The 26,943-nt window shown below is 66.4% G+C and carries 19 protein-coding genes; 14 read left to right on the top strand and 5 right to left on the bottom strand.

The window, feature by feature from the left end:
• Positions 1-158: 158 nt before the first annotated feature.
• Both smc and zipA read left to right on the top strand, forming a co-directional pair.
• Complete coding sequence (gene smc / locus N5D91_RS11540) at positions 159-3,662, top strand: chromosome segregation protein SMC (protein WP_180854823.1); 3,504 nt, start codon at positions 159-161, stop codon at positions 3,660-3,662.
• Positions 3,663-3,708: 46 nt separating this feature from the next.
• The gene (gene zipA, locus N5D91_RS11545) at positions 3,709-4,446 is read left to right on the top strand and encodes a cell division protein ZipA (protein WP_110712806.1); all 738 of its coding nucleotides are present in this window, start codon (positions 3,709-3,711) and stop codon (positions 4,444-4,446) included.
• Positions 4,447-4,633: 187 nt separating this feature from the next.
• Here zipA and N5D91_RS11550 read toward each other — a convergent pair whose 3' ends face one another.
• Together N5D91_RS11550 and N5D91_RS11555 are read right to left on the bottom strand one after the other, a co-directional pair.
• On the bottom strand, positions 4,634-5,080 hold the full coding sequence (locus N5D91_RS11550; protein WP_180854824.1) for a transposase: 447 nt from the start codon (positions 5,078-5,080) through the stop codon (positions 4,634-4,636).
• Between the two features lie 175 nt (positions 5,081-5,255).
• Positions 5,256-6,380: a pyridoxal phosphate-dependent aminotransferase gene (locus N5D91_RS11555; protein ID WP_180854825.1), complete on the bottom strand. Its 1,125-nt coding sequence runs from the start codon at positions 6,378-6,380 to the stop codon at positions 5,256-5,258.
• Between the two features lie 283 nt (positions 6,381-6,663).
• Between N5D91_RS11555 and ligA the strand changes: the two genes are divergently transcribed.
• From ligA to N5D91_RS11590, 7 genes are all read left to right on the top strand, one after another.
• A complete protein-coding gene (ligA, locus tag N5D91_RS11560; RefSeq protein ID WP_180854843.1) occupies positions 6,664-9,135 on the top strand; it encodes an NAD-dependent DNA ligase LigA in 2,472 nt (823 codons plus the stop codon).
• A gap of 49 nt (positions 9,136-9,184) precedes the next feature.
• The gene (locus N5D91_RS11565; protein WP_153855999.1) at positions 9,185-9,670 is read left to right on the top strand and encodes a GNAT family N-acetyltransferase; all 486 of its coding nucleotides are present in this window, start codon (positions 9,185-9,187) and stop codon (positions 9,668-9,670) included.
• Positions 9,667-10,623: an EF-P lysine aminoacylase EpmA gene (epmA, locus tag N5D91_RS11570; RefSeq protein WP_110712802.1), complete on the top strand. Its 957-nt coding sequence runs from the start codon at positions 9,667-9,669 to the stop codon at positions 10,621-10,623. Before N5D91_RS11565 ends, epmA begins: the two co-directional genes overlap by 4 nt.
• 139 nt (positions 10,624-10,762) lie before the next feature.
• Positions 10,763-11,491, top strand: coding sequence for a DUF3011 domain-containing protein (locus tag N5D91_RS11575; RefSeq protein ID WP_110712801.1), 729 nt, complete (start codon positions 10,763-10,765; stop codon positions 11,489-11,491).
• Positions 11,492-11,538: 47 nt separating this feature from the next.
• Positions 11,539-12,603 carry an S-methyl-5-thioribose-1-phosphate isomerase gene (gene mtnA, locus N5D91_RS11580; protein WP_110712800.1) on the top strand — a complete coding sequence of 355 codons (1,065 nt, stop codon included), beginning with the start codon at positions 11,539-11,541 and terminating at the stop codon, positions 12,601-12,603.
• A gap of 218 nt (positions 12,604-12,821) precedes the next feature.
• Complete coding sequence (gene gyrA, locus N5D91_RS11585) at positions 12,822-15,536, top strand: DNA gyrase subunit A (protein WP_110712799.1); 2,715 nt, start codon at positions 12,822-12,824, stop codon at positions 15,534-15,536.
• A 131-nt stretch (positions 15,537-15,667) separates the two neighbouring features.
• Entirely contained in the window at positions 15,668-18,196 is a 2,529-nt protein-coding gene (locus N5D91_RS11590) for a membrane-bound PQQ-dependent dehydrogenase, glucose/quinate/shikimate family (protein WP_180854826.1), read from the top strand.
• 43 nt (positions 18,197-18,239) lie between these two features.
• Here N5D91_RS11590 and N5D91_RS11595 read toward each other — a convergent pair whose 3' ends face one another.
• On the bottom strand, positions 18,240-19,229 hold the full coding sequence (locus N5D91_RS11595; protein WP_180854827.1) for a zinc-dependent alcohol dehydrogenase family protein: 990 nt from the start codon (positions 19,227-19,229) through the stop codon (positions 18,240-18,242).
• Positions 19,230-19,347: 118 nt separating this feature from the next.
• Between N5D91_RS11595 and N5D91_RS11600 the strand changes: the two genes are divergently transcribed.
• From N5D91_RS11600 to N5D91_RS11610, 3 genes are all read left to right on the top strand, one after another.
• Positions 19,348-20,253: a LysR substrate-binding domain-containing protein gene (locus tag N5D91_RS11600; RefSeq protein ID WP_180854828.1), complete on the top strand. Its 906-nt coding sequence runs from the start codon at positions 19,348-19,350 to the stop codon at positions 20,251-20,253.
• Between the two features lie 108 nt (positions 20,254-20,361).
• Positions 20,362-20,814 (top strand): DUF4952 domain-containing protein, encoded by a 453-nt coding sequence (locus N5D91_RS11605; protein WP_258011575.1) that lies wholly within the window; start codon positions 20,362-20,364, stop codon positions 20,812-20,814.
• Positions 20,815-20,878: 64 nt separating this feature from the next.
• Positions 20,879-22,312, top strand: coding sequence for a serine hydrolase domain-containing protein (locus N5D91_RS11610; protein ID WP_180854830.1), 1,434 nt, complete (start codon positions 20,879-20,881; stop codon positions 22,310-22,312).
• Positions 22,313-22,328: 16 nt separating this feature from the next.
• Here N5D91_RS11610 and N5D91_RS11615 read toward each other — a convergent pair whose 3' ends face one another.
• Both N5D91_RS11615 and N5D91_RS11620 read right to left on the bottom strand, forming a co-directional pair.
• Complete coding sequence (locus N5D91_RS11615) at positions 22,329-22,721, bottom strand: DUF3037 domain-containing protein (RefSeq protein WP_005417377.1); 393 nt, start codon at positions 22,719-22,721, stop codon at positions 22,329-22,331.
• Positions 22,699-23,475, bottom strand: a complete 777-nt coding sequence (locus N5D91_RS11620) for a HipA family kinase (protein WP_180854831.1) — start codon at positions 23,473-23,475, stop codon at positions 22,699-22,701. The genes N5D91_RS11615 and N5D91_RS11620 overlap by 23 nt, the downstream gene beginning before the upstream one ends.
• A gap of 456 nt (positions 23,476-23,931) precedes the next feature.
• Here N5D91_RS11620 and N5D91_RS11625 point away from each other — a divergent pair, with 456 nt between their 5' ends.
• Both N5D91_RS11625 and N5D91_RS11630 read left to right on the top strand, forming a co-directional pair.
• Positions 23,932-24,261, top strand: coding sequence for a hypothetical protein (locus N5D91_RS11625; RefSeq protein ID WP_153856006.1), 330 nt, complete (start codon positions 23,932-23,934; stop codon positions 24,259-24,261).
• Positions 24,262-24,430: 169 nt separating this feature from the next.
• Entirely contained in the window at positions 24,431-26,893 is a 2,463-nt protein-coding gene (locus tag N5D91_RS11630; RefSeq protein WP_110712791.1) for a prolyl oligopeptidase family serine peptidase, read from the top strand.
• Positions 26,894-26,943: the final 50 nt, after the last annotated feature.

Genomic DNA, 26,943 nt, shown 5'->3' on the forward strand with positions numbered 1-26,943 from the left:
ACGGGGTGGGGCTGGACAGTGTTCCACGCCCATACGTAGAACACGGCCACATCGGTATACTCAGGGCGTCACACCCGTTCCACGGGCATCGATCCCAGCAGGATCAATGACTTGGAGGGTAAACGCAGGCCGCTTGCCGGCCCCAGTCCGGAACCCCTATGCGTCTTTCCACGATCAAGCTGTCCGGCTTCAAGTCGTTCGTCGATCCGACCACCCTGCACCTGCCGACCAACATGACCGGCGTGGTGGGACCCAATGGCTGCGGCAAGTCGAACATCATCGACGCCGTGCGCTGGGTCATGGGCGAGAGTTCGGCCAGCCGCCTGCGTGGCGACTCGCTGACCGACGTGATCTTCTCCGGATCCAATGCCCGCAAGCCGGTGTCGCAGGCCACGGTCGAGCTGATCTTCGACAACTCCGACCACACGATTTCCGGCGAGTACGCCTCGTTCAACGAGATCTCGGTCAAGCGCACGGTCAGCCGCGACGGCACCAGCAACTATTACCTCAATGGCACCAAGTGCCGTCGCCGCGACATCACCGACCTGTTCCTCGGCACCGGCCTGGGCCCGCGCAGTTACTCGATCATCGAACAGGGCATGATCAGCCAGATCATCGAGGCGCGCCCGGAAGACCTGCGCGTGTACCTGGAAGAGGCGGCCGGCATCTCCAAGTACAAGGAGCGCCGCAAGGAAACCGAGACCCGCATCCGCCACACCCGCGAGAATCTGGACCGGCTGGGCGACCTGCGCGACGAGATCAGCAAGCAGCTCGAACACCTCAAGCGCCAGGCCAAGCAGGCCGAGCAGTACCAGGCCCTGCAGGAAGAGCGCAGGGTCAAGGATGCCGAGTGGAAGGCGCTGGAGTTCCGCGGGTTGGACGGTCGCCTGTCGAAGCTGCGCGAAGGGCTGTCGCAGGAAGAGACCAAACTGCAGCAGCTGATCGCCGATCAGCGTGACGCCGAGGCCCGCATCGAGACCTCGCGCGTTCGACGCGAAGAGGCCGCCGACGCGCTCAACACCGCGCAGGCTGCGGTCTACCAGGTCGGCAGCACGCTGGCGCGCCTGGAACAGCAGATCCAACACCAGCGCGAGCTGTCGCAGCGCCTGCACAAGGCGCGCGACGAGACCCGCCAGGCGTTGGCCGAACTGGGCCAGCACATCAGTGGTGACGAGGCCAAGCTGATGGTGCTGCGCGAGGCGGTGGAGGCCGCCACCCCGCAGCTGGAAGAACTGCAGGAAGAGAACGAGATCAAGCAGGAAAGCCTGCGCGAGGCCGAGGACCGGCTGGCCAGCTGGCAGCAGCGCTGGGAGCAGCACACCTCGCAGAGTTCGGAGGCGTCGCGCGCCGGCGATGTCGAGCGCACGCGCGTGGACTACCTGGACAAGCAGATCCTCGACGCTGACCGGCGTCGCGAGGCCCTGGCCGCCGAGCGCGCCGGGCTGGACGTGGACGCGCTGGAAGAAGCCTTCGAGCAGCTGCACCTGCAGCACGACACGCAGAAGACCGCGCTGGATGAATTGAGCGAAGACGTCGAGCTGCGCAAGCAGGGCGTGGCGACGGTGCAGGAACAGCAGCGCAATGGCCAGAACGAACTGGCCGAACTGCGCAAGCAGGCCAACGGCCTGCGCGGTCGCCTGGCTTCGCTGGAAACCCTACAGCAGGCCGCGCTGGGCCAGGAGCAGGGCGCGGCCGTGGCCTGGCTGAAGGCGCGTGGACTGGATTCGGCAGCGCGTGTCGGCGAACGCCTGGACGTTGACGCCGGCTGGGAAAACGCGGTGGAAAGCGCGCTCGGCCAATTGATCGAAGGCGTGCTGGTTGATGATCCGGCCAGCCTGGTCGATGCCCTCGGCGAATTGGGCGAGGGCCACATCGCACTGGTTGCCAACGATGGCGCGGACCTGAAGGTCGCGCCGACCTCGCTGGCGGCCCACGTGCGTGGCCCGGCCGCGATCCGTCGCCTGCTGGCGCACCTGCACGCAGCCAAGGACCTGTCCGAGGCGAAGGTGTTGCAGGCCAGTCTTCCGGAAGGCGATTCGATCATCACCCAGAGCGGCGAGCGCCTGGGCCAGGGCTGGCTGCGAGTATCGCGCTCCGGTGCGGCCCAGCAGGGCGCGCTGCTGCGCGAACGTGAGATCAACGAGCTGCGCGAGCAGATCGAGCAACTGCAGGATCGCGAAGCCGAGCTGGAAGAACAGCTGAGTGGTTTCCGTGAGCAGTTGCAGGCCGCCGAGCAGCAGCGCGAAGACGCGCAGCGTGCGCTGTACCAGGCCCATCGTGCGGTCTCTGAACTGGCTGGCCAGCTGCAGGGCCAGCAGGGCAAGGTGGAGGCGGCGCGCACGCGCATCGACCGCATCGAAGGTGAACTGAAGCAGCTGCAGGAAACGCTGGAAGCCAACAACGAGCAGGCGCGTGAAGCGCGTTCGCGGTTGGAGAACGCGGTCAGCAGCATGGGCGACCTGGAATCGACCCGGCAGCGGCTGGAGGGCGAGCGCCGCCAGCTGACCGAGGCTCGCGACCTGGCGCGCGATGCTGCACGCGCGGTGCGTGAGCGCTCGCATTCGCTGGCGCTGACCCTGGAATCGCAGCGGGCGCAGCTGGCTTCACTGAGCCAGGCGCTGGAACGCATGGGTACCCAGCGCGGGCAGCTGGATTCGCGACTGGGCGAACTGCATTCGCAGCTGGATGAAGGTGATTCGCCGGTCGAATCGCTGCAGGCCGAGCACCAGAATGCACTGGAAGAGCGCGTGCGGGCCGATCGCGTGCTGACCGAGGCGCGCACGCTGCTGGACGGCATCGACGCCGAGCTGCGCAGTTACGAACAGACCCGCCACCAGCGCGACGAACAGGCGCTGGCCCAGCGCGAGCGTATCTCGCAGCGCAAGCTGGACCAGCAGGCGCTGGTGCTCAGCGCGGACACCCTGCAGGGCGCGGTGGAGAAGGCCGGGTTCGTACTGCAGGACGTGCTCAACGCATTGCCCGAGGACGCCCGCCTGGGTGACTGGGAGCAGGCCGTGCACCAGATCGATGGCCGCATGCGCCGGCTGGAGCCGGTCAACCTGGCCGCCATCCACGAGTACGGCGAGGCGTCGCAGCGCTCGGATTACCTGGATTCGCAGCACACCGACCTGACCACGGCGCTGGAAACCCTGGAAGATGCGATCCGCAAGATCGACCGCGAGACCCGCGGTCGTTTCAAGGACACCTTCGATCGTGTCAACGCTGGTGTGCAGGCGCTGTACCCGCGCCTGTTCGGTGGTGGCCACGCCTACCTGGAATTGACCGGTGAAGACCTGCTCGACACCGGTGTGACCATCATGGCGCGTCCGCCGGGCAAGCGCGTGTCCAGCATCTCGCTGCTGTCCGGCGGCGAGAAGGCGATGACCGCGGTGGCGCTGGTGTTCGCCATCTTCCAGCTGAACCCCGCACCGTTCTGCCTGCTGGACGAGGTGGACGCGCCGCTGGACGAGGCCAACGTCGGCCGCCTGGCCAACATGGTCAAGGAAATGAGCGAAAAGGTGCAGTTCCTGTTCGTCAGCCACAACAAGGCGACGATGGAGGCCGCGCATCAGCTGTCGGGCGTGACCATGCGCGAGCCGGGTGTCAGCCGCCTGGTGAGCGTGGACCTGGAAGAAGCCGCGCGATTGGCGGGCGCGGCCTGACGTGCCATCCTAGTTACCTGAATGAACTAGCCGGAGAACCTATCGAATGTCCGACACGGCACTGTTGCGCATCGGCATCCTGGCCGCCGGCCTGCTGTTGATCGCCGCGATCTTCCTGTTTGGCCGTCCGAAAAAGAAGCCCCAGGGGCGTCGCGTGGAAGGCGCGGAACCGACCAGCGGCGAGCGCCGCGAGCCGGTACTGGGCGAAGACGGCGTTGCCGTGGCCGAGGGCCGCGTCGAACCGGGCATGCCTGGCGAAGGCGAGCAGGCGGAACTGGGCCTGGGCGAAACCGACCCGGGCGCGAGCGACCTTGGCAAGCGCGCCACCCAGGACTTCGACAAGATCGTCTCCTTGTTCGTGGCCGCCCGGGCCGGCGAACAGCTGCGTGGCGAAGACATCGTGGTGGCGGCCGAGAAGACTGGCCTGGTGTTCGGCCACATGAACGTGTTCCACCGCCTGGTGGAAGGCCATCCCGAGCGTGGCCCGATCTTCTCGATGGCCAGCATCATGAAGCCGGGCAGCTTCGACATGGCCAACATCCGTGCCATGGAAACGCCGGCGATCGCCTTCTTCCTGACATTGCCGGCGCCGCTGACCGCGCTGGACGCCTGGGAGAAGATGCTGCCGACCGTGCAGCGCATGGCTGAACTGCTGGATGGCGTGGTGCTGGATGACAGCCGCAATGCCCTGGGCCGCCAGCGCATCGCGCACATCCGTGACGAGCTGCGCGCCTACGACCGCCAGCACCAGGCCCCGCCGCTGACCAAGACCCCGCGCTGGTAAGCCCCCAACTGTAGAGTCGAGCCATGCTCGACTCAAGCTTGGAGCGACCGACCAAGCCATCGTGACCGGGCCCTTTGTTGATAAATGCCTTTCTGTAGAGTCGAGCCATGCTCGACTTGCGGATCCCCGGGTAAGCCCCAGTCGAGCATGGCTCGACTCTACAGGGTCGGCCATCCCTGACTCGCCTCTAGGGCGATCGATCTAACCACCGGCACCAGGCAAACGGATGATCGCCGAGCTGTGCCGCCAGCCCGGCGCGCACAGGATTCGCTGCGATGTACAGAGCTTGGTTTCTCAGGGACTCATCACATCGCACAGCGTGATCATGGTAACCGCGCTGCCAGAGTGGCCCGTTGATGCCTATGAGTCGGCTGCAGCGGGATTTCATCATCTGCACCGACGCGGCAAGGGTTCCTGAGCGCAGTTGCATCAACCAATGCACGTGATCTGGCATGACCGCCCATGCGAGGTTAAGGCATCGGCCCTCCTGCTGAATCCACTGCAGGCCCGCGACAACGACGGTGGCCTGGTGTGGATCATCAAAGTGCGGATGGCGCTGGTGAGTGACGGTGGTGATCGCGTAGACGTTCCGCAGTTGCGACCAACGGCCTCTCAGGAGACGTGGACTGGGCATGCCTCAGCATTGGCTGGCCGAGGCAGCTTGGATATCGCTTGAGTGCGGTCAGGCTTGTAGGGAAGGCCCCAGTCGAGCATGGCTCGACTCTACAGGGGCCCAGGTCGGCACCCACAACAGTAGATCCACGCCATGCGTGGATAGGGCGAACCAAGGTTCGCCCCCACCAACAGGGTCAGGCCGGTACGCCGGCCACCTTTGCGAATGCCCTGCGGAACGCGGCCATTTCCTCCTCGGTGCCGACGGTCACGCGCACGCGCTGTGGCCAGATCGGCCAGCTGCGTCCGATCACCACGCCGTTGTCCGCCATCGCCTTGGCGAACGCGCTGCCATCGCGTTGCACGTCGACCACGAAGCAGTTCGCTTCCGACGGCAGGCAGCTGAAACCACGCTTGCCCAGCCACGCGATGGTGGACTGCCGCACCTTGGCATTCTGCAGGCGGCGCTGCGGAATCAACTGCGGATCGCGCAGGCTGGCCAGTGCAGCGGCCAGTGCCGGCACGGGTAGCGGGTTGTCGCCCAGGCTGGCCAGTTCGCGCAGACGGTCGGGATGTGCGGCCGCCGCGCCCAGGCGCAGGCCGGCCATGCCGTACAGCTTGGAGAACGTGCGCAGCACGATCAGGTCATCGCGCTGCGCTACCTGCGTGATCAGGCTGGGTTGCTCGCTGTACTGCAGGTAGGCCTCGTCGACCAGCACGCGGGTGGAAGCGGGTTTGTGGGCCAGCAGCCAGGCGAGCTCATCCGGCGGGCTGATCGAGCCGGTCGGGTTGTTGGGGTTGCAGACATACAGCAGCCCGGTCGGGCGTGCGTGTGCGGCGGCGGCCATCGCACGCAGGTCGTGTGCACCGTCCTCGCGCAGCGGCACTTTCTGCACGTGTGCACCGTGTGCGGCGGCGACCTCGCCCAGCGTCTCGAAGGTCGGGTCGGCCACTACCAGCCCCGCCTGCGGGCCGGTCCATAGCACGGCGGCGCGGTTCAGCGGCTCGCTGGAACCTGGATACAGCCGCACGTGATCAGCCGGAATGCGTGCCTGTTCAATAAAGGCATCGCGCACCTGGCCCGCCAGTTCGAAGCGGTAGCGGCCGCAGCTGGCGATGCTGTCGAGCGCCGCCTGCTGGGCTGCGGGCGAGGGGCCGTACGGGCATTCATTGAAGTTCAGTAGTACGGCGCCTTCGGCAGGGGCGGGGGCGGCGGCTGTCGCGGGTTGGGCCTGGCCAAACTGCGGCAGCCCGCTGCCGGCGACGGCGAGGCCGGCACCGGCCAGTTGCAGGAAGCGTCGACGGGAAGCGGGCAGGGTCACGGGTAGGATTCCGAAGGGCGACCGTCGCACGCTAGCGCCGGTGGGCATGTGCGGCAAGCTGCTTTTTGTGGAGTCGAACCATGCTTGACTGCAGATGTGCCAACCAAGGTTGGCACCTACCAGAGCGGGGAGTGGTTGGCACGTACCAGAGCGGGGGAGTGGATGGCGCCTGCCAGAGCGAGGGAGGACCCGTCGAGCTTGGCTCGACTCTACAAAAGGCGGCGGCGTTACAGGGGCTGACAGCCGGGCGCGGTAGAATCCCCGGCCATCCCAGAACCACCGGATCCCGATGAGCCCCAGCCCCGCCGAACGCGCCGAAGACCTTCGCCGGCAGATCGCCCAGGCCAACCGCGCCTATCACGAGCTGGACGCGCCGGAGATCCCCGACGTCGACTACGACCGCATGGTGCGCGAGCTGGAAGCGCTGGAGCGCGAGCACCCGGAACTGGCCCGTGCCGACAGCCCGACCCAGCAGGTCGGTGCGCGCCCCTCCGGCCGCTTCCCGGAAGTGCGCCACGCGGTGCCGATGCTGTCGCTGTCCAATGCTTTCAGCGATGAGGAGGTGGCCGATTTCGTGCGCCGCATCGATGAGCGCCTGGGCCGTCGCAGCCTGCGGTTCTCGGCCGAACCGAAGATGGACGGCCTGGCGATCAGCCTGCGCTACGAAGACGGGCATTTCGTGTTGGGCGCGACCCGTGGCGATGGCAGTACCGGCGAGGACGTGACCGCCAACCTGCGCGAGATCGGTGACATTCCCAAGCGCCTGCACGGCAAGGACTGGCCGGATGTGCTGGAGGTGCGCGGCGAGGTCTACATGGCCCGCGCCGACTTCGAGGCCTACAACGAACGTGCGCGGCTGCAGGGCGGCAAGGTGTTGGCCAACCCGCGCAACGCCGCCGCCGGTTCGCTGCGCCAGCTCGACCCGAAGATCAGTGCGCAGCGCAGGCTGAGTTTCTTCGCCTACGGCACTGGCGAAGTGCAGGGCGGCGAGCTGCCGGATACTCATTCGGGCACACTGGCCCAGCTTGGTGCCTGGGGCTTCCCGGTCAGTGAGCTGTGCAAGGTGGTGGAAGGCACCGACGGCCTGCTGGGCTACTACCGCGACATCGGTGAGCGCCGCGATGGCCTGCCGTTTGATATCGATGGCGTGGTGTACAAGCTGGATGACCGTGCCGGCCAGCAGGCGATGGGCTTCGTTTCGCGCGCGCCGCGCTGGGCCATCGCGCACAAATTCCCCGCGCAGGAACAGAGCACCACGGTGGAGGCGATCGAGATCCAGATCGGCCGCACCGGTGCCGCCACACCGGTCGCGCGACTGGCGCCGGTGGCGGTGGCCGGCGTGATCGTGTCCAATGCCACGCTGCACAACGCCGACCAGATCGCACGCCTGGATGTGCGCGTGGGCGACAGCGTGATCGTGCGCCGCGCCGGTGACGTGATTCCGGAAGTGGTCAGCGTCATTCTCGACCGCCGCCCGCAGGGCACCACGCCGTGGCAGATGCCGACGCGCTGCCCGGTGTGCGGCTCGGAGATCGTGCGCGAGGAAGGTGCCGCTGCGTGGCGTTGCTCGGGCGAGCTGTCCTGCCCGGCGCAGCGCAAGGAGGCCATTGCCCATTTCGCTTCGCGTCGTGCAATGGATATCGACGGCCTCGGCGACAAGTACATCGAAACCCTGGTCGACGCCGGCATCGTCAGGAGCGTGGCTGATCTGTATCGCCTCAACCGCGACCAGCTGCTGCACCTGAAGCTGGTGCTGGATGCCGAGGATCCGTCGGCACTGGCCGCTGCGCTGAAGCTGCACCTGCCCGCCGAAGGCAGTGGTGCGGTGCTCAATGCGGTGCTCAGGCTGGATGGCAACGATCCGGGCTGGCGCGCACAGGCGCTGGCACAGCCGGCCAGCTTCGAATGGAACACGAAGAAGATCGCCACCAAGTGGGCCGACAACCTGATCGCTGCAATCGACGCCAGCCGTGCGGCCACGCTGGAGCGCCTGCTGTTCGCGCTTGGCATCGAGCACGTGGGCGAGAGCACTGCCAAGGTGCTGGCGCAGTGGTTCGGTGACCTGGAGCTGATCCGCCACCTGCCATGGCCGTTGTTCAAGCGTGTGCCGGACATCGGCGGCGAAGTGGCGCGTTCGCTTGGCCATTTCTTCGAGCAGCAGGGCAACCAGCAGGCCATCGATGACCTGCTGCAGGTCGGCCAGGTGCGCATCAGTGATGTGCATGCGCCCAGCGCCAAGCTGCGCGAGGGCCTGGATCTGGCGCAGCTGCTGGTCGAGTCGGAGATCCCTGGCATCACCCGCCTGCGTGCCGAAAAGCTGGTGGCTGTGCTTCCGGGCGCGCAGGCCGTGCTCGACGCCGAGCATGGCCAGTTCGTCAACGCCGGCCTGCCGGACGACACTGCACGCGGCCTGGCTGAGTGGCTCGATGCCGATGGCCATGGTGTGATGCTGCTGGCGGCCGAGAAGGCGATGCAGCAGATCCTGGCCAAGGCGCCGGCGCTGGCCGAGATCGTGGCCGGCCCATTGGACGGGCAGACCGTGGTGCTGACCGGCACCCTGGCCCAGCTCACCCGCGATGCCGCCAAGGAACGCCTGGAAGCGCTGGGTGCCAAGGTTTCCGGCAGCGTGTCGAAGAAGACCAGCTTCGTGGTGGCCGGTACCGAGGCCGGCTCCAAGCTGGACAAGGCGCAATCGCTGGGCGTGCCGGTGTGGGACGAAGACCGCCTGCTGGCCTATCTCGCTGAACACGAATGATGACCCCGCCGGGTGCCTCGCGCCCGGCATGAAAGACAAAGGAACACCGATGCAGACCGCCCCGCTGGATTTCCGCCTGGCCACCCGTGCCGACGAGGACCTGTTGATCGCGTTGATGCGCGAGTTCTACGCCGAAGACAGGATCGACTTCGATGATGCGCGCGTGCGTCGCGGCGTGGATGCGCTGCTGGCCGACCCGCGCAATGGCGAAGTGCTGCTGTGGCTGGACGAGGCAGGCGAGGTGGTCGGCTACGCGGTGATCGCGATGGGCTTCAGCCTGGAGCAGGGCGGCCACTTCATGCTGCTGGATGAGCTGTACCTGAGCCACCGCGCGCGCGGCCGCGGCCGCGGCAAGCAGGCGCTGGCCATCTGCGAACAGCGCGCTCGCGGGCGTGGCGTCAGCCGTCTGCGGCTGGAAGTGAACCACCACAACGAACTGGCCCGGCGCCTGTACCTGGCCAGTGGCTACATCGATGACACCCGCGATCTGCTGACCCTGCCGCTGGATCATCCGCGCCCGGAGGGCATCCTGTGAGCGAGGCCCTGCTGCGCGCGCTGCAGCAGCGTGCCGCACTCAATGCGCTGGTGCGCCGCTTCTTCGCCGAGCGCGATGTGCTGGAGGTGGAAACACCGATCCTGTCGGTGGCAGGCAACACCGAGCCGAACATCGACAGCTTCCATACCGATTTCACCGGGCATGTCGATGCCGGTGGCCGTCGCCGTTGGCTGCGCACGTCGCCGGAGTATCCGCTCAAGCGACTGCTGGCGGCAGGCGTGGGCGACTGCTACGAACTGGGCAGGGTGTTCCGCAACGGCGAGGCCGGCGGCCGCCACAACCCAGAATTCACCATGCTGGAGTGGTATCGCGTCGGCTGGGACCACCACCGGTTGGTGCAGGAGACCGCCGAGCTGGTCGGCCAGGCGCTGGCCCTGGTCGGGCGCAGTGCGACCCTGCGCGTGCTCAGCTACCGCGAGCTGTTCCAGCAGCATGTGGGCGTGGACCCGTTCGAGGCCGATGAGACCGCGCTGCGTAACGCGCTGGGCGAGGTGCACATCGACCCGGTCGGGCTGACCCGCGACGATTGGCTGGATCTGCTGATGACCCACCGCATCCAGCCGCACTTCGATGACGCGGTGATGACCGTGGTCCATGATTGGCCTGCCAGCCAGGCGGCGCTGGCCCGCATCCGTGCCGGCACGCCGCCGCTGGCCGAGCGTTTCGAGCTGTATCTGGGCGCGGTGGAGCTGGCCAACGGCTATCACGAACTGAACGACGCGCAGGAGCAGCGCACGCGCTTCCAGCGTGACCTGCAGCGCCGCCACGAACGCGGCCAGGTGCAGCCGGCGCTGGACGAAGCCTTGCTGGCTGCGCTGCCCTCGATGCCGGCCTGCGCCGGCGTGGCGGTGGGCGTGGACCGGCTGCTGATGGCGATGAATCGCACGCCGCGCATCGCCGACGTGTTGGCCTATGACTTCGCCCACGCCTGATCTTCGCGGTTTTCTGAATATCGAAGACTGAACGGATTGCCGCGTTTCCGTGCTTGCTTCGGTAAGCAGGATGATGCTCTTATCACGGCAGATGCGGGACACTGGCATCGGAATTCGTCCACTCCTGTTGGGGAAGGCATTGGTCAAGTGGTTTGCGGTCGTCGCGGTACCGGTCTACTCCATTGCGTTGTGGGGTGCCTGGCTGCCGTCGTCGGCGTCTGCCCAGCAGGTGGGTTATGACGGCGAAGTGGTGACCTGCGAATCGCGCGACATGGGCTGGGTGCATTGCGATATCGATGTCAGCAACGGCGTCGATCTTGTGCGCCAGCTCTCCAACAGCAGCTGCATCCGTGGCAGCGAGTGGGGTACCGACCGTAGTGGCGTGTGGGTCACCCTGGGCTGCCGCGCCGAGTTCCGCGCGCGCCGTGCCGCGGGTGCCGCAGCGGCAGCGAACGAAGGCAAGCGCCTGGTCCGCCGCGTGGTGCGCTGCGAATCCAATGGTCGTCCGCAGAGCTGCCCGGTGCGCCTCGACGGTGCCCCCGTGCGTCTGTTGCGGCAGCTGTCGGCACTGCCATGCCGGGAAGGGCAGGGCTGGGGCTACAAGCGCAACGAAGTCTGGACCAGCCGCGGCTGCCAGGGGGATTTCGAGGTGGCCGACGATGACGGCCGCTTCGTCGATGTGCCACGCCGGCTGACCTGCGAATCGAAGTCGAAGAAGCGCCGGTTCTGCGGGGCCAGCATCTCGGTCGGTGCCGTCGTCTCCGAGCAGCTGTCCAGCACGCCGTGCGAGGAAGGCAGCACCTGGGGCTGGAACCGCAACGGGATCTGGGTGGATGGCGGCTGCCGCGCCGAATTCTCGGTGAATTGAGTCCGGGCGGGCTCCAACCACGTGGGGCGTGGCCCTACAATGGGTCCATGAACACTGCCTCTGACATCGACTACGCCCGTTACGACCACATCCGCCCGATCCTGTGGACCGGCGATGCCCTGCAACTGCTGGACCAGCGCAAGCTGCCGTTCGTGGTCGAGCATGTGGTCTGCCATGACAGTGACGAGGTTGCCGCCGCCATCCACGCGCTGACCGTGCGCGGTGCGCCGGCGATCGGCATTGCCGCGGCCTGGGGCGTGGTGCTGGCCGCACGTGACGTGCAGGCCGCCGATGGGGCGCATGCATTGCAGCAGCTGGAACCGGCGCTGCAGCGCCTCAACGCATCGCGCCCGACCGCCGTCAATCTGGCCTGGGCGCTGGCACGCATGCGCCGCTGTCTGAACGCCGCCGGCGCCGACTGGAAGACGTTGCTGGAAGCGGAAGCGCAGGCCATCGCCGAGGAAGACCTGGCCGCCAACCGCCACATGGGCGCGCTGGGCGCGGGCCTGATCGAGGCCGGCAGTGGCGTGCTGACCCACTGCAACACCGGCTCGCTGGCCACCGCCGGCTTCGGCACCGCACTGGGTGTGATCCGTGCCGGCATGGCCCAGCACCGCATCGCCCGCGTGTTCGCCGGCGAGACCCGTCCGTGGCTGCAGGGCGCACGTCTGACCGTATGGGAACTGCAGCAGGATGGCATCGACGCCACCCTGATCGCCGATTCCGCCGCCTCGCACCTGATGAAGACCGGTGCGGTGCAATGGGTGATCGTCGGTGCAGACCGCATCTGCGCCAACGGCGATACCGCCAACAAGATCGGTACCTACCAGCTGGCCATCGCCGCCCGCCACCACGGTGTCAAATTCATGGTGGTGGCGCCGTCCTCGACCGTGGACATGGAGACCGTGGATGGCAGCCAGATCGAGATCGAGCAGCGTGATCCGGGCGAACTCTACGGCGTGGGCGGTACCCGCACCGTGGCCGAGGGCATTGCCGCCTGGAACCCGGTGTTCGACGTCACCCCGGGCGAGCTGATCGACGCCATCGTGACCGAGCGCGGGGTGATCCTGAACCCGACCACCGAGAACATGCGCGCCGCTTTCGGCGGTTGAGCCACAGGGGAAGGGGCAGCGTGACCTCCGTCCCCGGTAGTGCCGGCCGCTGGCTGGCACCCCCCTAAGTTCCTGATTTGTGCCGGTAAAATCTCCGTAAAGGGAGGCGGGAAACGGCCTGTTGTGGTAGCATCCACAGGTTGAATCGAGGTTCCGGCACGACCCCCTCCCGCAGAGGGCTGCGCCGGACTGGACCGCTACCAGACAACGGAACCCGAATGGCAGAAAACGCCAAGGAAATCATCCAGGTCAACCTGGAAGACGAGATGCGCAAGAGCTACCTCGATTACGCGATGAGCGTGATCGTGGGCCGCGCGCTCCCGGATGCGCGCGATGGCCTCAAGCCGGTGCATCGCCGCGTGCTGTTCGCGATGAACGAACTCAACGCGCACAGCAACAAGCCCTACTTCAAGTCGGCGCGTATCGTCGGTGACGTCATCGGTAAGTACCACCCGCATGGCGATCAGTCGGTGTACGACACGCTGGTGCGCCTGGCACAGCCGTTCTCGCTGCGTTACATGCTGGTCGATGGCCAGGGTAACTTCGGCTCGATCGATGGCGACTCCGCCGCGGCGATGCGATACACCGAAGCGCGCATGTCGCGCCTCGCGCATGAGCTGATGGCCGACATCGACAAGGAAACCGTCGATTTCCAGCCCAACTACGACGAGAAGGAACTGGAGCCGACGGTCATGCCGACCCGGTTCCCGAACCTGCTGGTCAACGGTTCGGCCGGTATCGCGGTGGGCATGGCCACCAACATCCCGCCGCACAACCTGAGCGAATCGATCAACGCCTGCATCGCGCTGATCGATAATCCGGAAATCGATGTCGACGGCCTGATGGAGTACATCCCGGGCCCGGATTTCCCGACTGCCGGCATCATCAATGGTACCGCCGGCATCGTCGCCGGCTACCGCACCGGCCGTGGCCGCGTGCGTATCCGTGCCAAGGCCGATATCGAAGTGGCCGACAACGGTCGCGAATCGATCATCGTCACTGAAATTCCTTACCAGGTGAACAAGGCGCGTCTGATCGAAAAGATCGCCGAGCTGGTCAAGGAAAAGAAGATCGAAGGCATCAGCGAGCTGCGCGATGAGTCCGACAAGGACGGCATGCGCATCTACATCGAGATCAAGCGCGGTGAATCTGCCGAGGTTGTGCTGAACAACCTGTACCAGCAGACGCAGATGGAATCGGTGTTCGGCATCAACATGGTGGCGCTGGTCGATGGCCGCCCGCAGTTGATGAACCTCAAGCAGATGCTCGAGGCGTTCGTCCGCCACCGTCGCGAAGTGGTCACCCGCCGCACCGTGTTCGAGCTGCGCAAGGCGCGCGCCCGTGCCCACGTGCTGGAAGGCCTGACCGTTGCGCTGGCCAACATCGACGAGATGATCGAGCTGATCAAGACCTCGCCGAACCCGAATGAAGCACGCGAGCGCATGCTGGCGCGCGTGTGGGAGCCGGGCCTGGTCGGTGCGATGCTGGGTGCCGCCGGTGCCGAAGCCTCGCGTCCGGAAGACCTGCCCAAGGGCGTGGGCCTGATCGAGGGCGGCTACCAGCTGACCGAGATCCAGGCCACCCAGATCCTGGAAATGCGCCTGCACCGCCTGACCGGGCTGGAGCAGGACCGCCTGACCGACGAGTACAAGCAGCTGCTGGAAGTGATCGCCGGGCTGATCCACATCCTGGAAGATCCCGACCGCCTGCTGCAGGTGATCCGCGAGGAGCTGGTCAACGTCAAGGCCGAGTTCGGCGACGAGCGTCGTACCGAAATCCGCCACAGCGAAGAAGACCTGGACATCCTCGACCTGATCGCGCCGGAAGACGTGGTGGTCACCGTGTCGCATGCCGGTTACGTGAAGCGGCAGCCGGTGAGCGTGTACCGCGCACAGCGCCGTGGTGGCCGTGGCCGCAGTGCGGCAGCGACCAAGGAAGAGGATTTCATCGAACAGCTGTGGCTGGTCAACACGCACGATACGCTGCTGACCTTCACCAGCTCGGGCAAGGTGTTCTGGCTGCCGGTGTACCAGCTGCCCGAAGCCGGTTCGAATGCCCGCGGCCGTCCGATCATCAACTGGATCCCGCTGGAGCCGGGCGAACGCGTGCAGGCTGTGCTGCCGGTACGTGAATACGCCGATGGCCAGTTCGTGTTCTTCGCCACCAAGAACGGTACGGTCAAGAAGACCCCGCTGGGCGAGTTTGCCTTCCGTCTGGCCCGCGGCAAGATCGCGATCAACCTGGACGAGGGCGATGCCCTGGTCGGCGTCGGCCTGACCGATGGCGAGCGTGACATCCTGCTGTTCGCCTCCAACGGCAAGACCGTGCGCTTCGGTGAAGACAAGGTCCGCTCGATGGGCCGTACCGCCACCGGCGTGCGCGGCATCAAGATGCCGGCCGGCGAGGAAGTGGTCAGCCTGATCGTGGCCGAAAGTGCCGGTGGCATCGAGGACGACAACGAGGACGACAACGGTGTCGAGGAAGCCGCCGCCAATGGCGATGCGGTGATCGACGGCGCCGATGACGCCAGCGTGCAGTACATCCTCACCGCCACCGAGAACGGCTACGGCAAGCGCACCCCGCTGCCGGACTACCCGCGCAAGGGCCGTGGTACGCAGGGCGTGATCGGCATCCAGACCACCGAGCGCAACGGCAAGCTGGTCGCCGCGGTGCTGATGGGCTCCGGCGACGAAGTCCTGCTGATCTCCGATGGCGGCACCCTGGTGCGTACGCGTGGCTCGGAAATCAGCCGCGTCGGCCGCAACACCCAGGGCGTGACCCTGATCCGCCTGTCCAAGGACGAGAAGCTGCAGGCGGTGGAGCGCATGGATGCCTCGATCGACGAGGACGAGGACGAGGTGGCTGCCGCCACCCCGGCCGCGACCGACGGCACCCCGGCTGCTGCCAGCAGCGAGGACGCCGCGCAGGAGTGATCCTGCCATCAGGTTGAGGTACCCGACGACGCCGGCCCTGTGCCGGCGTCGTCGTATCCGGGTGCCGCACATACGCGCGCGCTTCACGTCGGCGGTGGGATAACGGCGCATGCTGCCCCCGGAGATCGACGATGTCCGCCACGCCGCAGTCCGCTACTGCCCCCGTCCGCGCTTCCCGGCATCCCCTCGTTACCGTGCTGTCGCTGCTGCTGGTCGTGCTCGGCCTGGCCATCGGCGGCCTGGGTGCGTGGCTGCTCAGCCTGGGGGGATCGGCGTACTACGCCATTGCCGGGCTCGGCCTGCTGGTCAGTGGCATCCTGTTGTTCGGCAACCGCCGCAGCGGCGCGCTGCTGTACGCGCTGGTGTTCATCGGCACGCTGCTGTGGACCTGGTGGGAATCGGGCAGCGACTACTGGCGCTGGGTACCGCGGCTCGGGCTGGTGACCGCGCTCGGCATCGTGCTGGCGCTGCTGGCGCCGACCCTGCGCGAGCCGGTTTCAAAACGCCTGTCGCGCAGCACGGCGGGCGTGCTGATGCTGGTGTTCGTGGCCGCCTTCGGATTGGCGTTCGCGCCGCACGGCGAAGTGGACGGGCACCAGCCGTTCCCGGAAGGCGCAGTCAGTGCCGGACTGGAACCTACGCGCGATACCACGGGCCTGCAGCCGGCCGACCAGCCCGCGGATGGCGACTGGCCTGCGTGGGGACGCAGCAATGCGGGCACCCGCTACTCGCCGTTGCAGCAGATCACGCCAGCCAATGTGGCCACGTTGCAACCGGCCTGGCAGTTCCGCACCGGGGATATGCCGAAGAAGCGCTGGGGCGCGGAAACCACGCCGCTGAAGATCGGCGACCGCCTGTACCTGTGCACCGCGCGCAACCGCCTGATCGCGCTCGATGCCGCCAGTGGCAAGGAGCTGTGGCGCTTCGACCCCAGGGTGAAGGACGCTTCGATCCCGTACACCGCCGCCTGCCGTGGGGTGAGCTACTACGAGCAGCCCAGCACGCCGGTCCTTGCCGATGCCACGCTGGCCGATGCCGCGGCCGATCTGGCGCTGCCGGAACCACCGCCCAGCGTCACCCGCAGTGCTGCGCCGGGCACGCGTCCGGCCTGCTGGGCGCGCATCATCGAAGGCACGCTGGACGGCCGCATCATCGCGGTGGATGCGGACAGCGGCCGTCCCTGCGCCAACTTCGGCAACAACGGCCAGGTCGATATCACCCTGGGCATGGGCGAGGTACCGCCCGGCTACGTGTCGATCACCTCGCCACCGGCGATCGTGCGCGGGGTGATCGTCACCGGTCACCAGGTGCTGGATGGTCAGCGCCGCGACGCGCCGTCGGGTGTGATCCAGGCCTACGACGCGATCACCGGCAAGCTACGCTGGGCGTGGGACATGGACCAGCCCGAGCGCAACGGCCTGCCGCCGCGCGAGCAGACCTACACGCGCGGCACGCCGAACATGTGGACCATCGCCACCGGTGATGAGGCGCTGGGCCTGGTCTACCTGCCGCTGGGCAACTCCGCAGGCGACTACTGGAGCGGCTCGCGCACGGAAAACCAGAATCGCTACTCGACCTCGCTGGTGGCGATCGACGTGGCCACCGGCAAGCCGGCCTGGCACTTCCAGGCGGTGCGCAAGGACGTGTGGGATTACGACCTGGGTTCGCAGGCCAGCCTGATCGATTACCCGACCGCTGCCGGCAAAGTGCCGGCGATCCTGTTGCCGACCAAGCAGGGCGACATCTACATCCTCGACCGCCGCAACGGCCAGTTGCTGAGTGCTGCCGAGGAGCGCAAGGTGCCCATCGGTGGTGTTGAACCCGAGCAGCGCTCGCCCACGCAACTGTTCTCGCTGTATCACACATTGCGCCGCGAGCATGAGCTGACCGAGCGCGACATGTGGGGCATCACCCCGATCGACCAGCTGGTCTGCCGCATCCAGTTCCGCAAGGCCTACTACGAAGGTTTCTACACGCCGCCGAGCAGTGACCGCCATTCCATCGAGTACCCCGGCTACAACGGCGGCTCGGACTGGGGCAGCGTGTCCATCGATACGCGTCGTGGCGTGATCGTGGCCAACTACAACGACATGCCCAACTACAACCGACTGGTGCCGCGTGCCGAGGCCGATCGCCTGGGTTGGCTGCCGCGCGAAAAGATCCGGTTCGACAAGGGCGGCGCTGAGGGCGCGGGCGACCCACAGGTGGGCACGCCCTATGCCATCCAGGTGAATGCCGGTTGGCGCCTGCCGTTTACCGGTCTGCTGTGCAAGCAGCCGCCCTATGGTGGCATCCGTGCCATCGACCTGCGCACCGGCAAACTGCTGTGGGACCGCCCGTTCGGCAGTGCACGTGGCAATGGACCCTTCGGCATCCGCTCCGGCCTGCCGATCGAGATCGGCACGCCGAACAATGGCGGCTCGGTGGTGACCGCCAGCGGCCTGATCTTCATCGCCGCGGCCACCGATGATCTGCTGCGTGCCATCGACCTGAAGACCGGCAAGGAACTGTGGCACGCCAAGCTGCCTGCCGGTGGCCAGGCCAACCCGATGGTGTACGAGCAGGGCGGGCGCCAGTACGTGGTGATCATGGCCGGCGGCCACCATTTCATGGAAACCCCGAACGGCGATTACGTGATGGCGTTTGCGTTGCCGAGGTAACCGCAAGGGAGGCGGTGGGCCGCCCCCGTTGCATGACGCTGGATCACACCGTCACTACCACCTTGCCGATCTGCTCGTTCGATTCCAGGTAACGGTGTGCGTCCTGGATCTGCGTGAACGGGAATACCTTGGCGATCTTCGGCGCCAGCGTGCCCTGGTCCAGGCCGTTGACGATGAAGGCCTTGGCACGTGCCAGCGCGGCATCGTCGGAGACGATTTCCGAGTACAGGTAACCCTTCAGCGTCAGCGACTTGCCCAGCACGTTGAACAACGGGAACGGCGTGGGTTCGCTGCTCAGCGCGCCGTATTCCAGCAGGATGCCGCCACGCGCCATCGCTTCGGTCAGCGGCACGAACTGCGGGCCACCGATCGGATCGAACACCACGCGGGCACCTGCGCCGCCGGTGATGCGCGCCACTTCGGCCACCAGATCCTGCTCCTGGGTGGCGATGACGTGGGCGGCGCCTGCATCGAGCAGGGCCTGGCGCTTGCCCGGGCCACGGGTCACAGCGATCGGCGTGGCGCCGACTGCATTGGCGATCTGGATGGCGGCGAGGCCGACGCTGCTGCTGGCGGCGGTGATGATGACGAAATCGCCGGCGGCCAGGCGTGCCTGTTCCAACAGCGCGCCCCAGGCGGTGACGTACTGCATCCACACCGCGGCGGCCGTTTCAAAGTCCAGTGCCTGCGGATGCTTGACCACCAGTCGTGCCGGCACGTTGGCCAGTTCGCCGTAGGTGCCCCAGCGCGCGATATCCAGCGGCGGCACCACGCTGACCGCATCGCCCGCGGTGAATCCGCTCACTGCACTGCCGACGGCTTCAACCACGCCGGCCGCTTCGTAGCCCAGGCGGCTGGGGAACTGCGCTTCCTGCAGGTAGGCGCCGTTACGGAACATCACCTCGGCGCGGTTCAGGCCGATCGCCTTCACCCGGATCTGGACTTCGTCAGGGGCGGGGGCGGGAACGTCGATATCGTCGATGCGCAGTACATCGGCAGTGCCATATTCGTGGATGCGGACAATCTGGCTCATGGGGGCTCCTGGACAAGGCCAGCGCTGAGGCCGGCGGAAAGGTGAGGCCTACTGTGCGCGTGGCCTGTATCCAGAATAAGGGGTAATCTTGGGTTTCATTGAAGAACAATTATTTGCAATGGACCTGATCGCTCCCCTGCGTACCTTCGTGAAAGTGGCCGAGGTCGGCTCCTTCGCCGCTGCTGCCGACGCGCTGGACCTGTCGCCGCAGCTGGTCGGCAAACACGTGCAGTCGCTGGAACTCCACCTGGGCGTGCGCCTGCTCAACCGCACCACGCGCAAGCAGAGCCTGACCGACTTCGGCCAGGCCTACCTGGCGCGGGCGCGGGTGATCCTGGAGGAAGTGGAGGGGGCCGAGCAGCTGGCCGAAGTGGCGCGCGGGCGGCCGATGGGGCGCCTGCGCATCAGTGCGCCGGTCACCTTCGGCGTGCACGCGCTGAGCCCGGCGGTGGTGGCTTACATGCAGCAGTACCCGGACGTGCAGGTCGATCTGAACCTGTCCAACAGCCTGGTGGACATTGTCGAGGACGGCTACGACCTGGTGTTCCGTACCGGTGACCTGGCGGACAGCGGGCTGGTGGCACGACGGCTGGGGCCGTATCCACTGGTCCTGTGTGCCTCGCCGGACTATCTGGCCTCGCGCCCGGCCATTGCCCATCCCGATGACCTGAGCCGGCACGAGTGCCTGGGCTTCGCGCATTCGGTCATCCGCACGCGCTGGAGTTTCCGCGATGCCGATGGCAGCGTGCTGACCGTACCGGTGTCCAGCCGCTTCATGGTCAACCAGGCCGAGCCGCTGCTGACTGCGGCCGTGGGAGGGCTGGGATTGATCCTGCAGCCCTACGAAATGCTTGCCGCCGCACTGGCGCGTGGTGAACTGGTGGAAGTGCTGCCGGACCATGTGCCGGTATCGACGTGGATCAACCTGGTGTATCCGCGCGACCGCCAGCTGACGCCCAAGCTGCGCAGCTTCCTGGACTTCTGCGTGGCGCGATTCAGCGAACAGAGCATGGCGCGGCGATAGCGAGGCCATCGGGTAGCATGGTTGCCATCAACTGCGAAGGATCGCGCCCTCATGTCATTTCATTGGCCACAACGTGCCGCGCGCGTTCTGCCCCTGGTGCTGCCCGCATTGCTGCTCACCACCGGATTGCCAGCTGCCGAGCATCCAGCGCAGGCGCTGGCGGAGTGGGAAGCACACGGTCGTACTGAAGGCCTGGCCCGACCTGACACGGTCTGCCAGGACTTCCTGCAGGCAATGGGACGGAAACCAGAGGGACTGGAATACATCGGCTGCAGTCAGGACGATGCGTCCTACATCAAGCCGATGGAAGCCCACTACCGGGTTGCGGGTGCCGGGGCAGCGAAGATCGAAGCCTTCCTGCACGCAACGTTCGGCCTGCCGGCGTTGCGCTACGTCTGCTGTGGCTGGAGCAGCGGTGAACCTTATTACTGGCGCGAAGGTCCGGACGCGGTGAAGTACCAGATTGGCATGGGTGTGGAATCGCTGCCGCACGCGCGGAGCGAATGGCATCGCATCGAGGCATTCAACGTAACGGTTGAGGTGTTGCGGCAGAGTCCCTAGCGTCGATGCGGCGAGCGCATCCTTGGTCTAGGATGCGTCCTGGGATACCCGCAAAGGAACTGCAATGAGGGTTGTCGGACGCCTGTTTCTCTGCAATGCGCTGGTCTGTTCGGTTCTGCTGGCTACCCCGGTTTTTCCGGCAGTCGGCGCAACCTCTTCTTCCGAGCATGCACATCCACGCGCGCAGGACGCCATCGACGACTGGCTGGCAGCCTTCAACGCTGGCAGCCTCGAGGAACTGCAGGCGTTCGCCGATGCCTATGCGAAGAAGGAAGGCAGCAGCCCCGATGACTATCTCGAGTTCCGCGGGAGTACCGGCCCACTGCGCGTGCTGGAAACAATCGAAAGCACGCCGGGCCAGGCGAAGCTGCTGGTGCTGGGCCAGCTGAACGAACGCACGATGTGGGTGACGGCCAGCATGGACCCGGACAATCCGGCGCACCTGAAGCAGTTCCAGATCGAAGGTACTGAAACGCCGGACAAGTACAAGCCAGGGCGTGTTGCGTTGCCTGCCCTGATGGCGGATGCCGAAACGAAGCTGGAAGCACTGCGTGTACAGGACGCGCTGTCGGGCGCATTGCTGGTGGCACGTAACGGCGAGGTGCTGCTGGACTGGCGCGGTGGCGAGGCGGATCGCGAAGGCGGGATTCCGGTGGATGCGGGCACACGCTTCCGGTTGGCCTCGTCCAACAAGATGTTCACCGCCGTGGCCCTCCTGCAGCTGGTGCAGGCCGGCACGGTGGGGCTGGACGATACGATCGGCAGGCACCTGCCGGACTATCCGAACAAGGCCGTTGCCGATGAGGTGACCGTTCGCCAGCTGTTGACCCACACCAGCGGACTGGGCGATTTCTTCGGTGATGATTTCGATCAGTATTCGGCCTCGCTGAAGACGCTGGATGACTACGTGCAGCGCTTCGCCAGGGATGCGCCGCAGTTCACGCCTGGCAGCCAGGACAGCTATTCCAACTATGGCTTCATCGTGCTTGGGCGGATCATCGAGGCCGTCTCCGGGCAGTCGTACTACGCCTATGTGGAGCAACACATCCTGCGCCCGGCAGGCATGACCGGCACCGGCTTCGAACCGGAAACAGTGACGGTGCCACAGCGCGCCGTCGCCTATACGAAGAAGGATGGGCAATGGGTCCGTGAAACGAAGTCGCTGCCCTGGCGCGGCATGTCCGCCGGTGGCGGTTACAGCACGGCCACCGACATGCTGAAGTTCGCCGAGGCGCTGCGCAGCGGAACGCTGGTCTCACCTGCATTGCTGCAGCAGGCCACCACGGCGCAGAACCACAAGCGTTGGTACGGCTATGGTTTCGTGGTGCAGGGCGAGGGCAGGGAGCACCAGTACGGCCATGAAGGCGGTGCGCCCGGCTCCAACAGTGCCATCGTGGTGCTGCCTGCACAGGGCTATGTGATCGTTGGGCTGGCCAATGTCGATCCGGATGCGATCGGTAACGTGGTCAACTACATCGCGCGACGGCTGCCGCTTTGATCGCGATGCGTGCCGGTCATTCCGGCACACGCACCATCTTCGTCATCAGGTGTTCCACCACACCCGCCGGGTCTGCCGTGCGACCGACATGCGTGCTCGACATCTGCACGACCGAGCTGCGCTTGGCGGTGAGGAAATGGAAGCGCGCGCGCGCCGGCAGCTGCGCGATCGGCCCGGCGCTGGCATCACCGCGGCAGATTGCCACGATCGCATCCAGCCACGGTTGCAGCGCGTCCTGGTCCAGCGCCGGCGCGAACGCGTGCAGGCGTGCCGGATCGATTTCGATGGCCGCCTCCAGATGGCGCGCGCCAGGGCAGGAGACGATCACCCCGACGTTGATGAACTCTTCGCGTTCCACCCGCGGTACCACGCGGATGACTGCATAGTCATACGTGTGCAGCGTGGGCACGGATGGCCTCCTGCACGAACACCGCACGAACCTTCAGGCGGTGCTTGAGATAATCGATGTAGCCTTGGCGATAGGCCTGCGGGCTGTCGAATGCCGGCTCGTTGACCAGCCAGCTGTCCGGCACCAGGCCGACGATCCGCTCGATCTCGGCATCGGTCAGGCGGGCGGCCAGTTCGGCATCCACCTCGGCGATGCGGCTGGCGAACGACAGCAGCACATGGTCACGGATCAGTACGAAGGGCTTCTCGCAGGCATCGCCGGCGTTGGCCCAGTCGTGATGGAAGTACATCGCCGCGCCGTGATCGATCAGGTACAGCCTGCGGTGCCACACCATCAGATTGGGATTGCGCGTGGTGCGATCGACATTACTGGTGAATGCATCGAACCAGACGATGCGCGAGGCCAGGTCGGCGTCCACCGGCATTGCTGCCGGGTCGTAGTTGATCGCACCGGGCAGGTAGTCCAGGCCCAGGTTCAGGCCTTCGCTGGCGCGGATCAGTTCCTGGATTTCCGGGTCCGGCTCGGTGCGGGCGAACTCGCGGTCCAGTTCGACGAACAGGATTTCCGGAATCGGCAGGCCCAGCGCACGTGCCATTTCGCCGGCGATCAGCTCGGCGATCAGTGCCTTCGGGCCCTGGCCGGCGCCACGGAACTTCAGCACGGCCATGCCGTCGTCATCGGTCTCGACCACGGCGGGCAGAGAGCCACCTTCCCGCAAGGGGGTGATGTAGCGGAGGGCATGTACGGTGCGCATGGGCGCATTCTAGCGTGGCGCCGGGGCAGGCGTGCCTCAGCAGAGCGGGGCGCCAGCTTAATGAACGGGTACCGCGCGAACCACCTTTTACAGGTCGCCTGCAATCTTCACTTGTTCCTTCCGCGCAGAGTGGCAGCATTCGTTCCAACGGAGCAACACACCCGCGTGTGACCTTCAACAGGAGGCCCTCATGCCGCTACAGTGCAGCTGTCACGCTTCACCGTGTATGCAACGCAACGCGTGGTGTTGACCTTGACCTGATACGGTCACGCCATCGGTACGGATGGCCGTCCCCCGCAGTCCCAGACACCTTTCACCCATCGCGCCCCGGCGTTGCCCGGTTGGTCCTGCGATCCAGGGACCTGCGCCCCAAGAGAGATCCCTGCGTTGCCGTCGACGCTGGCAACGTGGGGCCGCCGAATCCACGCTATCCCCACAGGCTTTGGAGGTGCACCGATGAGCGACGAATTCAATCCCATGCTGCCCCCACTGGACGATGCCAAGGCCGAGGAAATGATCGGCAAGGTCGTGCTGGTGGGTGTCACCCGCTATGGTGGCGACGGCCAGGTGCAGGGTCTGGAGCAGTACGCGGGCACCGTGCTGCGCATCAGTGCCGACGAAGGCGTGGTATTGGCCGACGAAGGCGATGGTCATGAGCGTTACCTGCCGCCCATGCTCGACCAGTACCAGCGGGCCGAGCCCGGCGAGTACCGCATGCGCAACAGTGGCATGATCGTGGTCGACCCCGATTACCTGACGGCCTGGGATCTGCACGCCCAGCAGTGATGACAGGCCACGCCTGGCAGGGGCCGGCCCATCGCCGGCCTCTCCGCGTGCGTCCCACTTTGCCCCATCCGGCCACTAGTCCTTCCGGCCCATTCCCGTTGCCTCCTGCGGTGCTAGATTCGGGCCCTTGCCCGTCCTCGGGCGCCCATTCACACCCCAGGGGATAAGGATGCTGATCCGTCGAACCTCTCTGGCGGCGGCTGTTGCCGTTGCCACCGTCGGCCTGCTGGCCGCTGGCCCGGCCTTCGCTGATTACGCGAAGCCGCCGGAACACCTGCTCAAGGTGCTGAAGGCACCGCCGCCGCCGGCACCGAACGTGGCCCCGGGCGGCCAACGCCTGCTGCTGACCACTGCGCAGACCTACCCGTCGATCAGCCGCGTGGCCCAGCCCTACCTGAAGCTGGCCGGCGTGCGCCTGGAGCCGAAGAACCGCAGCCGCCATGACACCCCCGGTGGCTATGGCATTCCGGCCTGCGTGGCCGACTTCACCCTGGTTGATATCGGCAGCGGCAAGGAAACCAAGGTCAACCTGCCGCAGGGCTGCGCCACCGGCGCGCTGTGGTCGGCCGACGGCAGCCATTTCGCCTTCCAGAACGCGGTCGATACCAGCGTGCAGCTGTGGGTCGGCGATGCCGCCACCGGCCAGGTGAAGCAGGTGCCGAACGTGCAGCTGAACCCGATCTTCGGCAACACCGTGCAGTGGCTGGGCGGCAGCCACAACCTGCTGGTGAAACTGGTGCCGGCCAACCAGGGCCCGGCGCCGTCCAATGGTGGTGTGCCGACTGGCCCGGATGCGCAGGAGTCGCTGGGCAGCAGCGGCGAAAGCAGCACCTACGAGGCCCGCGACACGCTGACCAGCGTGCATGACGAAAAGCTGTTCGCCTACTACGGTGCCTCGCAGCTGGCCGTGGTCGATACCGCCGCGGGCAGCGTGCGCCCGGTGGGGCAGCCGGCGCTGTTCAACGAGGTCAGCGCCGCGCCCGATGGCGTGCATGTGCTGACCGAGTCGATCAAGGCGCCGTACTCGCATGCCGTGACCTACCAGCGCTTCGCCAATGATGTGGCGGTGCTGGATATCAGCAACGGCCGCAGCACACCGATCGCCAGCCTGCCGCTGGCCGACCGCGTGCCGGTGCACGGCGTGCCGGAAGGCCCGCGCGGTTTCGACTGGCGTGCCACCGATCCGGCCACCCTGGTCTATGCCGAAGCGCTGGACAAGGGCGACTGGAAGGTCAGCGTGCCGCATCGCGATCGCGTGCTGATGCTGAAGGCACCGTTCAACGGCAAGCCGACCGAAATCACGCGCACCGCGCAGCGTTTTGAGGGTTTCGCGTGGACCGCCGATCCGGCCGTGGCCTTCCAGTACGAGAACGACGAGAACCGTCACTGGATGCAGACCCGCGTCGTCGATGTGGACCAGCCGAAGAAGGAAGGTCGCCTGCTGTGGGACATGTCCAGCGATGAGCTGTACGGCAACCCCGGCAATCTGGTCTTCACGCGTTTGCCGAATGGCGCGCAGGTCGTGCGCCAGGACGGCAACCATGTGTTCCTCAGCGGCCGTGGCGCCTCACCGCAGGGCGACCGCCCGTTCCTGGACCGCCTGGACCTGGGCACGCTGAAGAGCGAGCGTCTGTTCCGCAGCAGTGCCGATGCCTACGAACAGTTCCTCGGTTTCAGCAACACGCCGGGCCGCTACCTGACCTGGCACCAGTCGGTGATCGATCCGCCGAACGCCTTCATCCGTCAGCAGGGTGAGTCAGTGGCCGATGCGAAGGCCGGCGAGGCGCAGTTCACGTCGACCACGACCGCGTTGACCAAGCTGGTCGACCCGACCCCGGAAGTGCGCCAGATCAAGAAGCAGCTGGTGACCTACAAGCGTGCCGACGGCGTGGACCTGTCGTTCACCCTGTACACGCCGCCGGGCTACAAGGAGGGCCAGCGCGTGCCGGCGATCCTGTACGCCTACCCGGCCGACTTCGCCAACGCCGCGCAGGCGGGGCAGGTGTCCGGTTCGCAGCAGACCTTCACCCGCCTGCAGCCGTACCGCCTGATGCTGCTGGCCGGCTACGCGATCATCGACAACGCCTCGTTCCCGATCGTGGGTGACCCGAAGAACGCCTACGACACCTACCTGGAGCAGCTGGAAGCCGACGCCAAGGCGGCCGTGGACAAGGCCGTGGACATGGGCGTGGTCGACCGCAACCGCATTGGCGTGACCGGTCACAGCCACGGCGGCCTGATGACCGCCAACCTGATCGCGCACACCAACCTGTTCAAGGCCGGCGTGGCGACGAGCGGTTCGTACAACAAGACCTTCACCCCGTTCGGCTTCCAGAACGAGCGTCGCTCGGTGTGGCAGGCGCAGGACGTGTACCTGAAGGCCTCGCCGTTCTTCTACGCCGACAAGATCAAGCTGCCGCTGCTGCTGGTCCATGGTGAGGACGACGCCAACCCGGGCACCGAGCCGTTCCAGTCACGCAAGCTGTACCAGGCCATTCGTGGCAACGGCGGCACCACCCGCCTGGTGATGCTGCCGAACGAACCGCACTGGTACACCGCGCTGGAGTCCAACGAGCAGCTGGTGTCGGAGATGCTTAACTGGTTCGACACCTACGTGAAGAACGCAAAGTAAGGGCACAGGAAGGCCGCCTCAGGGCGGCCTTCCTGCATCCTGTAGAGCCG

Source organism: Stenotrophomonas sp. GD03794, from assembly GCF_029842145.1.
Lineage (GTDB): Bacteria > Pseudomonadota > Gammaproteobacteria > Xanthomonadales > Xanthomonadaceae > Stenotrophomonas > Stenotrophomonas riyadhensis.

Excerpts from the sequence above, each read along its gene's own strand:
- N5D91_RS11565 (WP_153855999.1), top strand. The coding sequence starts at position 9,185 with ATGCAGACCGCCCCGCTGGATTTCCGCCTGGCCACCCGTGCCGACGAG.
- N5D91_RS11630 (WP_110712791.1), top strand. The coding sequence starts at position 24,431 with ATGCTGATCCGTCGAACCTCTCTGGCGGCGGCTGTTGCCGTTGCCACC.
- N5D91_RS11600 (WP_180854828.1), top strand. The coding sequence starts at position 19,348 with ATGGACCTGATCGCTCCCCTGCGTACCTTCGTGAAAGTGGCCGAGGTC.
- N5D91_RS11620 (WP_180854831.1), bottom strand. The coding sequence starts at position 23,475 with ATGCGCACCGTACATGCCCTCCGCTACATCACCCCCTTGCGGGAAGGT.
- gyrA (WP_110712799.1), top strand. The coding sequence starts at position 12,822 with ATGGCAGAAAACGCCAAGGAAATCATCCAGGTCAACCTGGAAGACGAG.
- N5D91_RS11595 (WP_180854827.1), bottom strand. The coding sequence starts at position 19,229 with ATGAGCCAGATTGTCCGCATCCACGAATATGGCACTGCCGATGTACTG.
- N5D91_RS11550 (WP_180854824.1), bottom strand. The coding sequence starts at position 5,080 with ATGCCCAGTCCACGTCTCCTGAGAGGCCGTTGGTCGCAACTGCGGAAC.
- zipA (WP_110712806.1), top strand. The coding sequence starts at position 3,709 with ATGTCCGACACGGCACTGTTGCGCATCGGCATCCTGGCCGCCGGCCTG.
- N5D91_RS11625 (WP_153856006.1), top strand. The coding sequence starts at position 23,932 with ATGAGCGACGAATTCAATCCCATGCTGCCCCCACTGGACGATGCCAAG.
- N5D91_RS11590 (WP_180854826.1), top strand. The coding sequence starts at position 15,668 with ATGTCCGCCACGCCGCAGTCCGCTACTGCCCCCGTCCGCGCTTCCCGG.
- smc (WP_180854823.1), top strand. The coding sequence starts at position 159 with ATGCGTCTTTCCACGATCAAGCTGTCCGGCTTCAAGTCGTTCGTCGAT.
- N5D91_RS11610 (WP_180854830.1), top strand. The coding sequence starts at position 20,879 with ATGAGGGTTGTCGGACGCCTGTTTCTCTGCAATGCGCTGGTCTGTTCG.
- mtnA (WP_110712800.1), top strand. The coding sequence starts at position 11,539 with ATGAACACTGCCTCTGACATCGACTACGCCCGTTACGACCACATCCGC.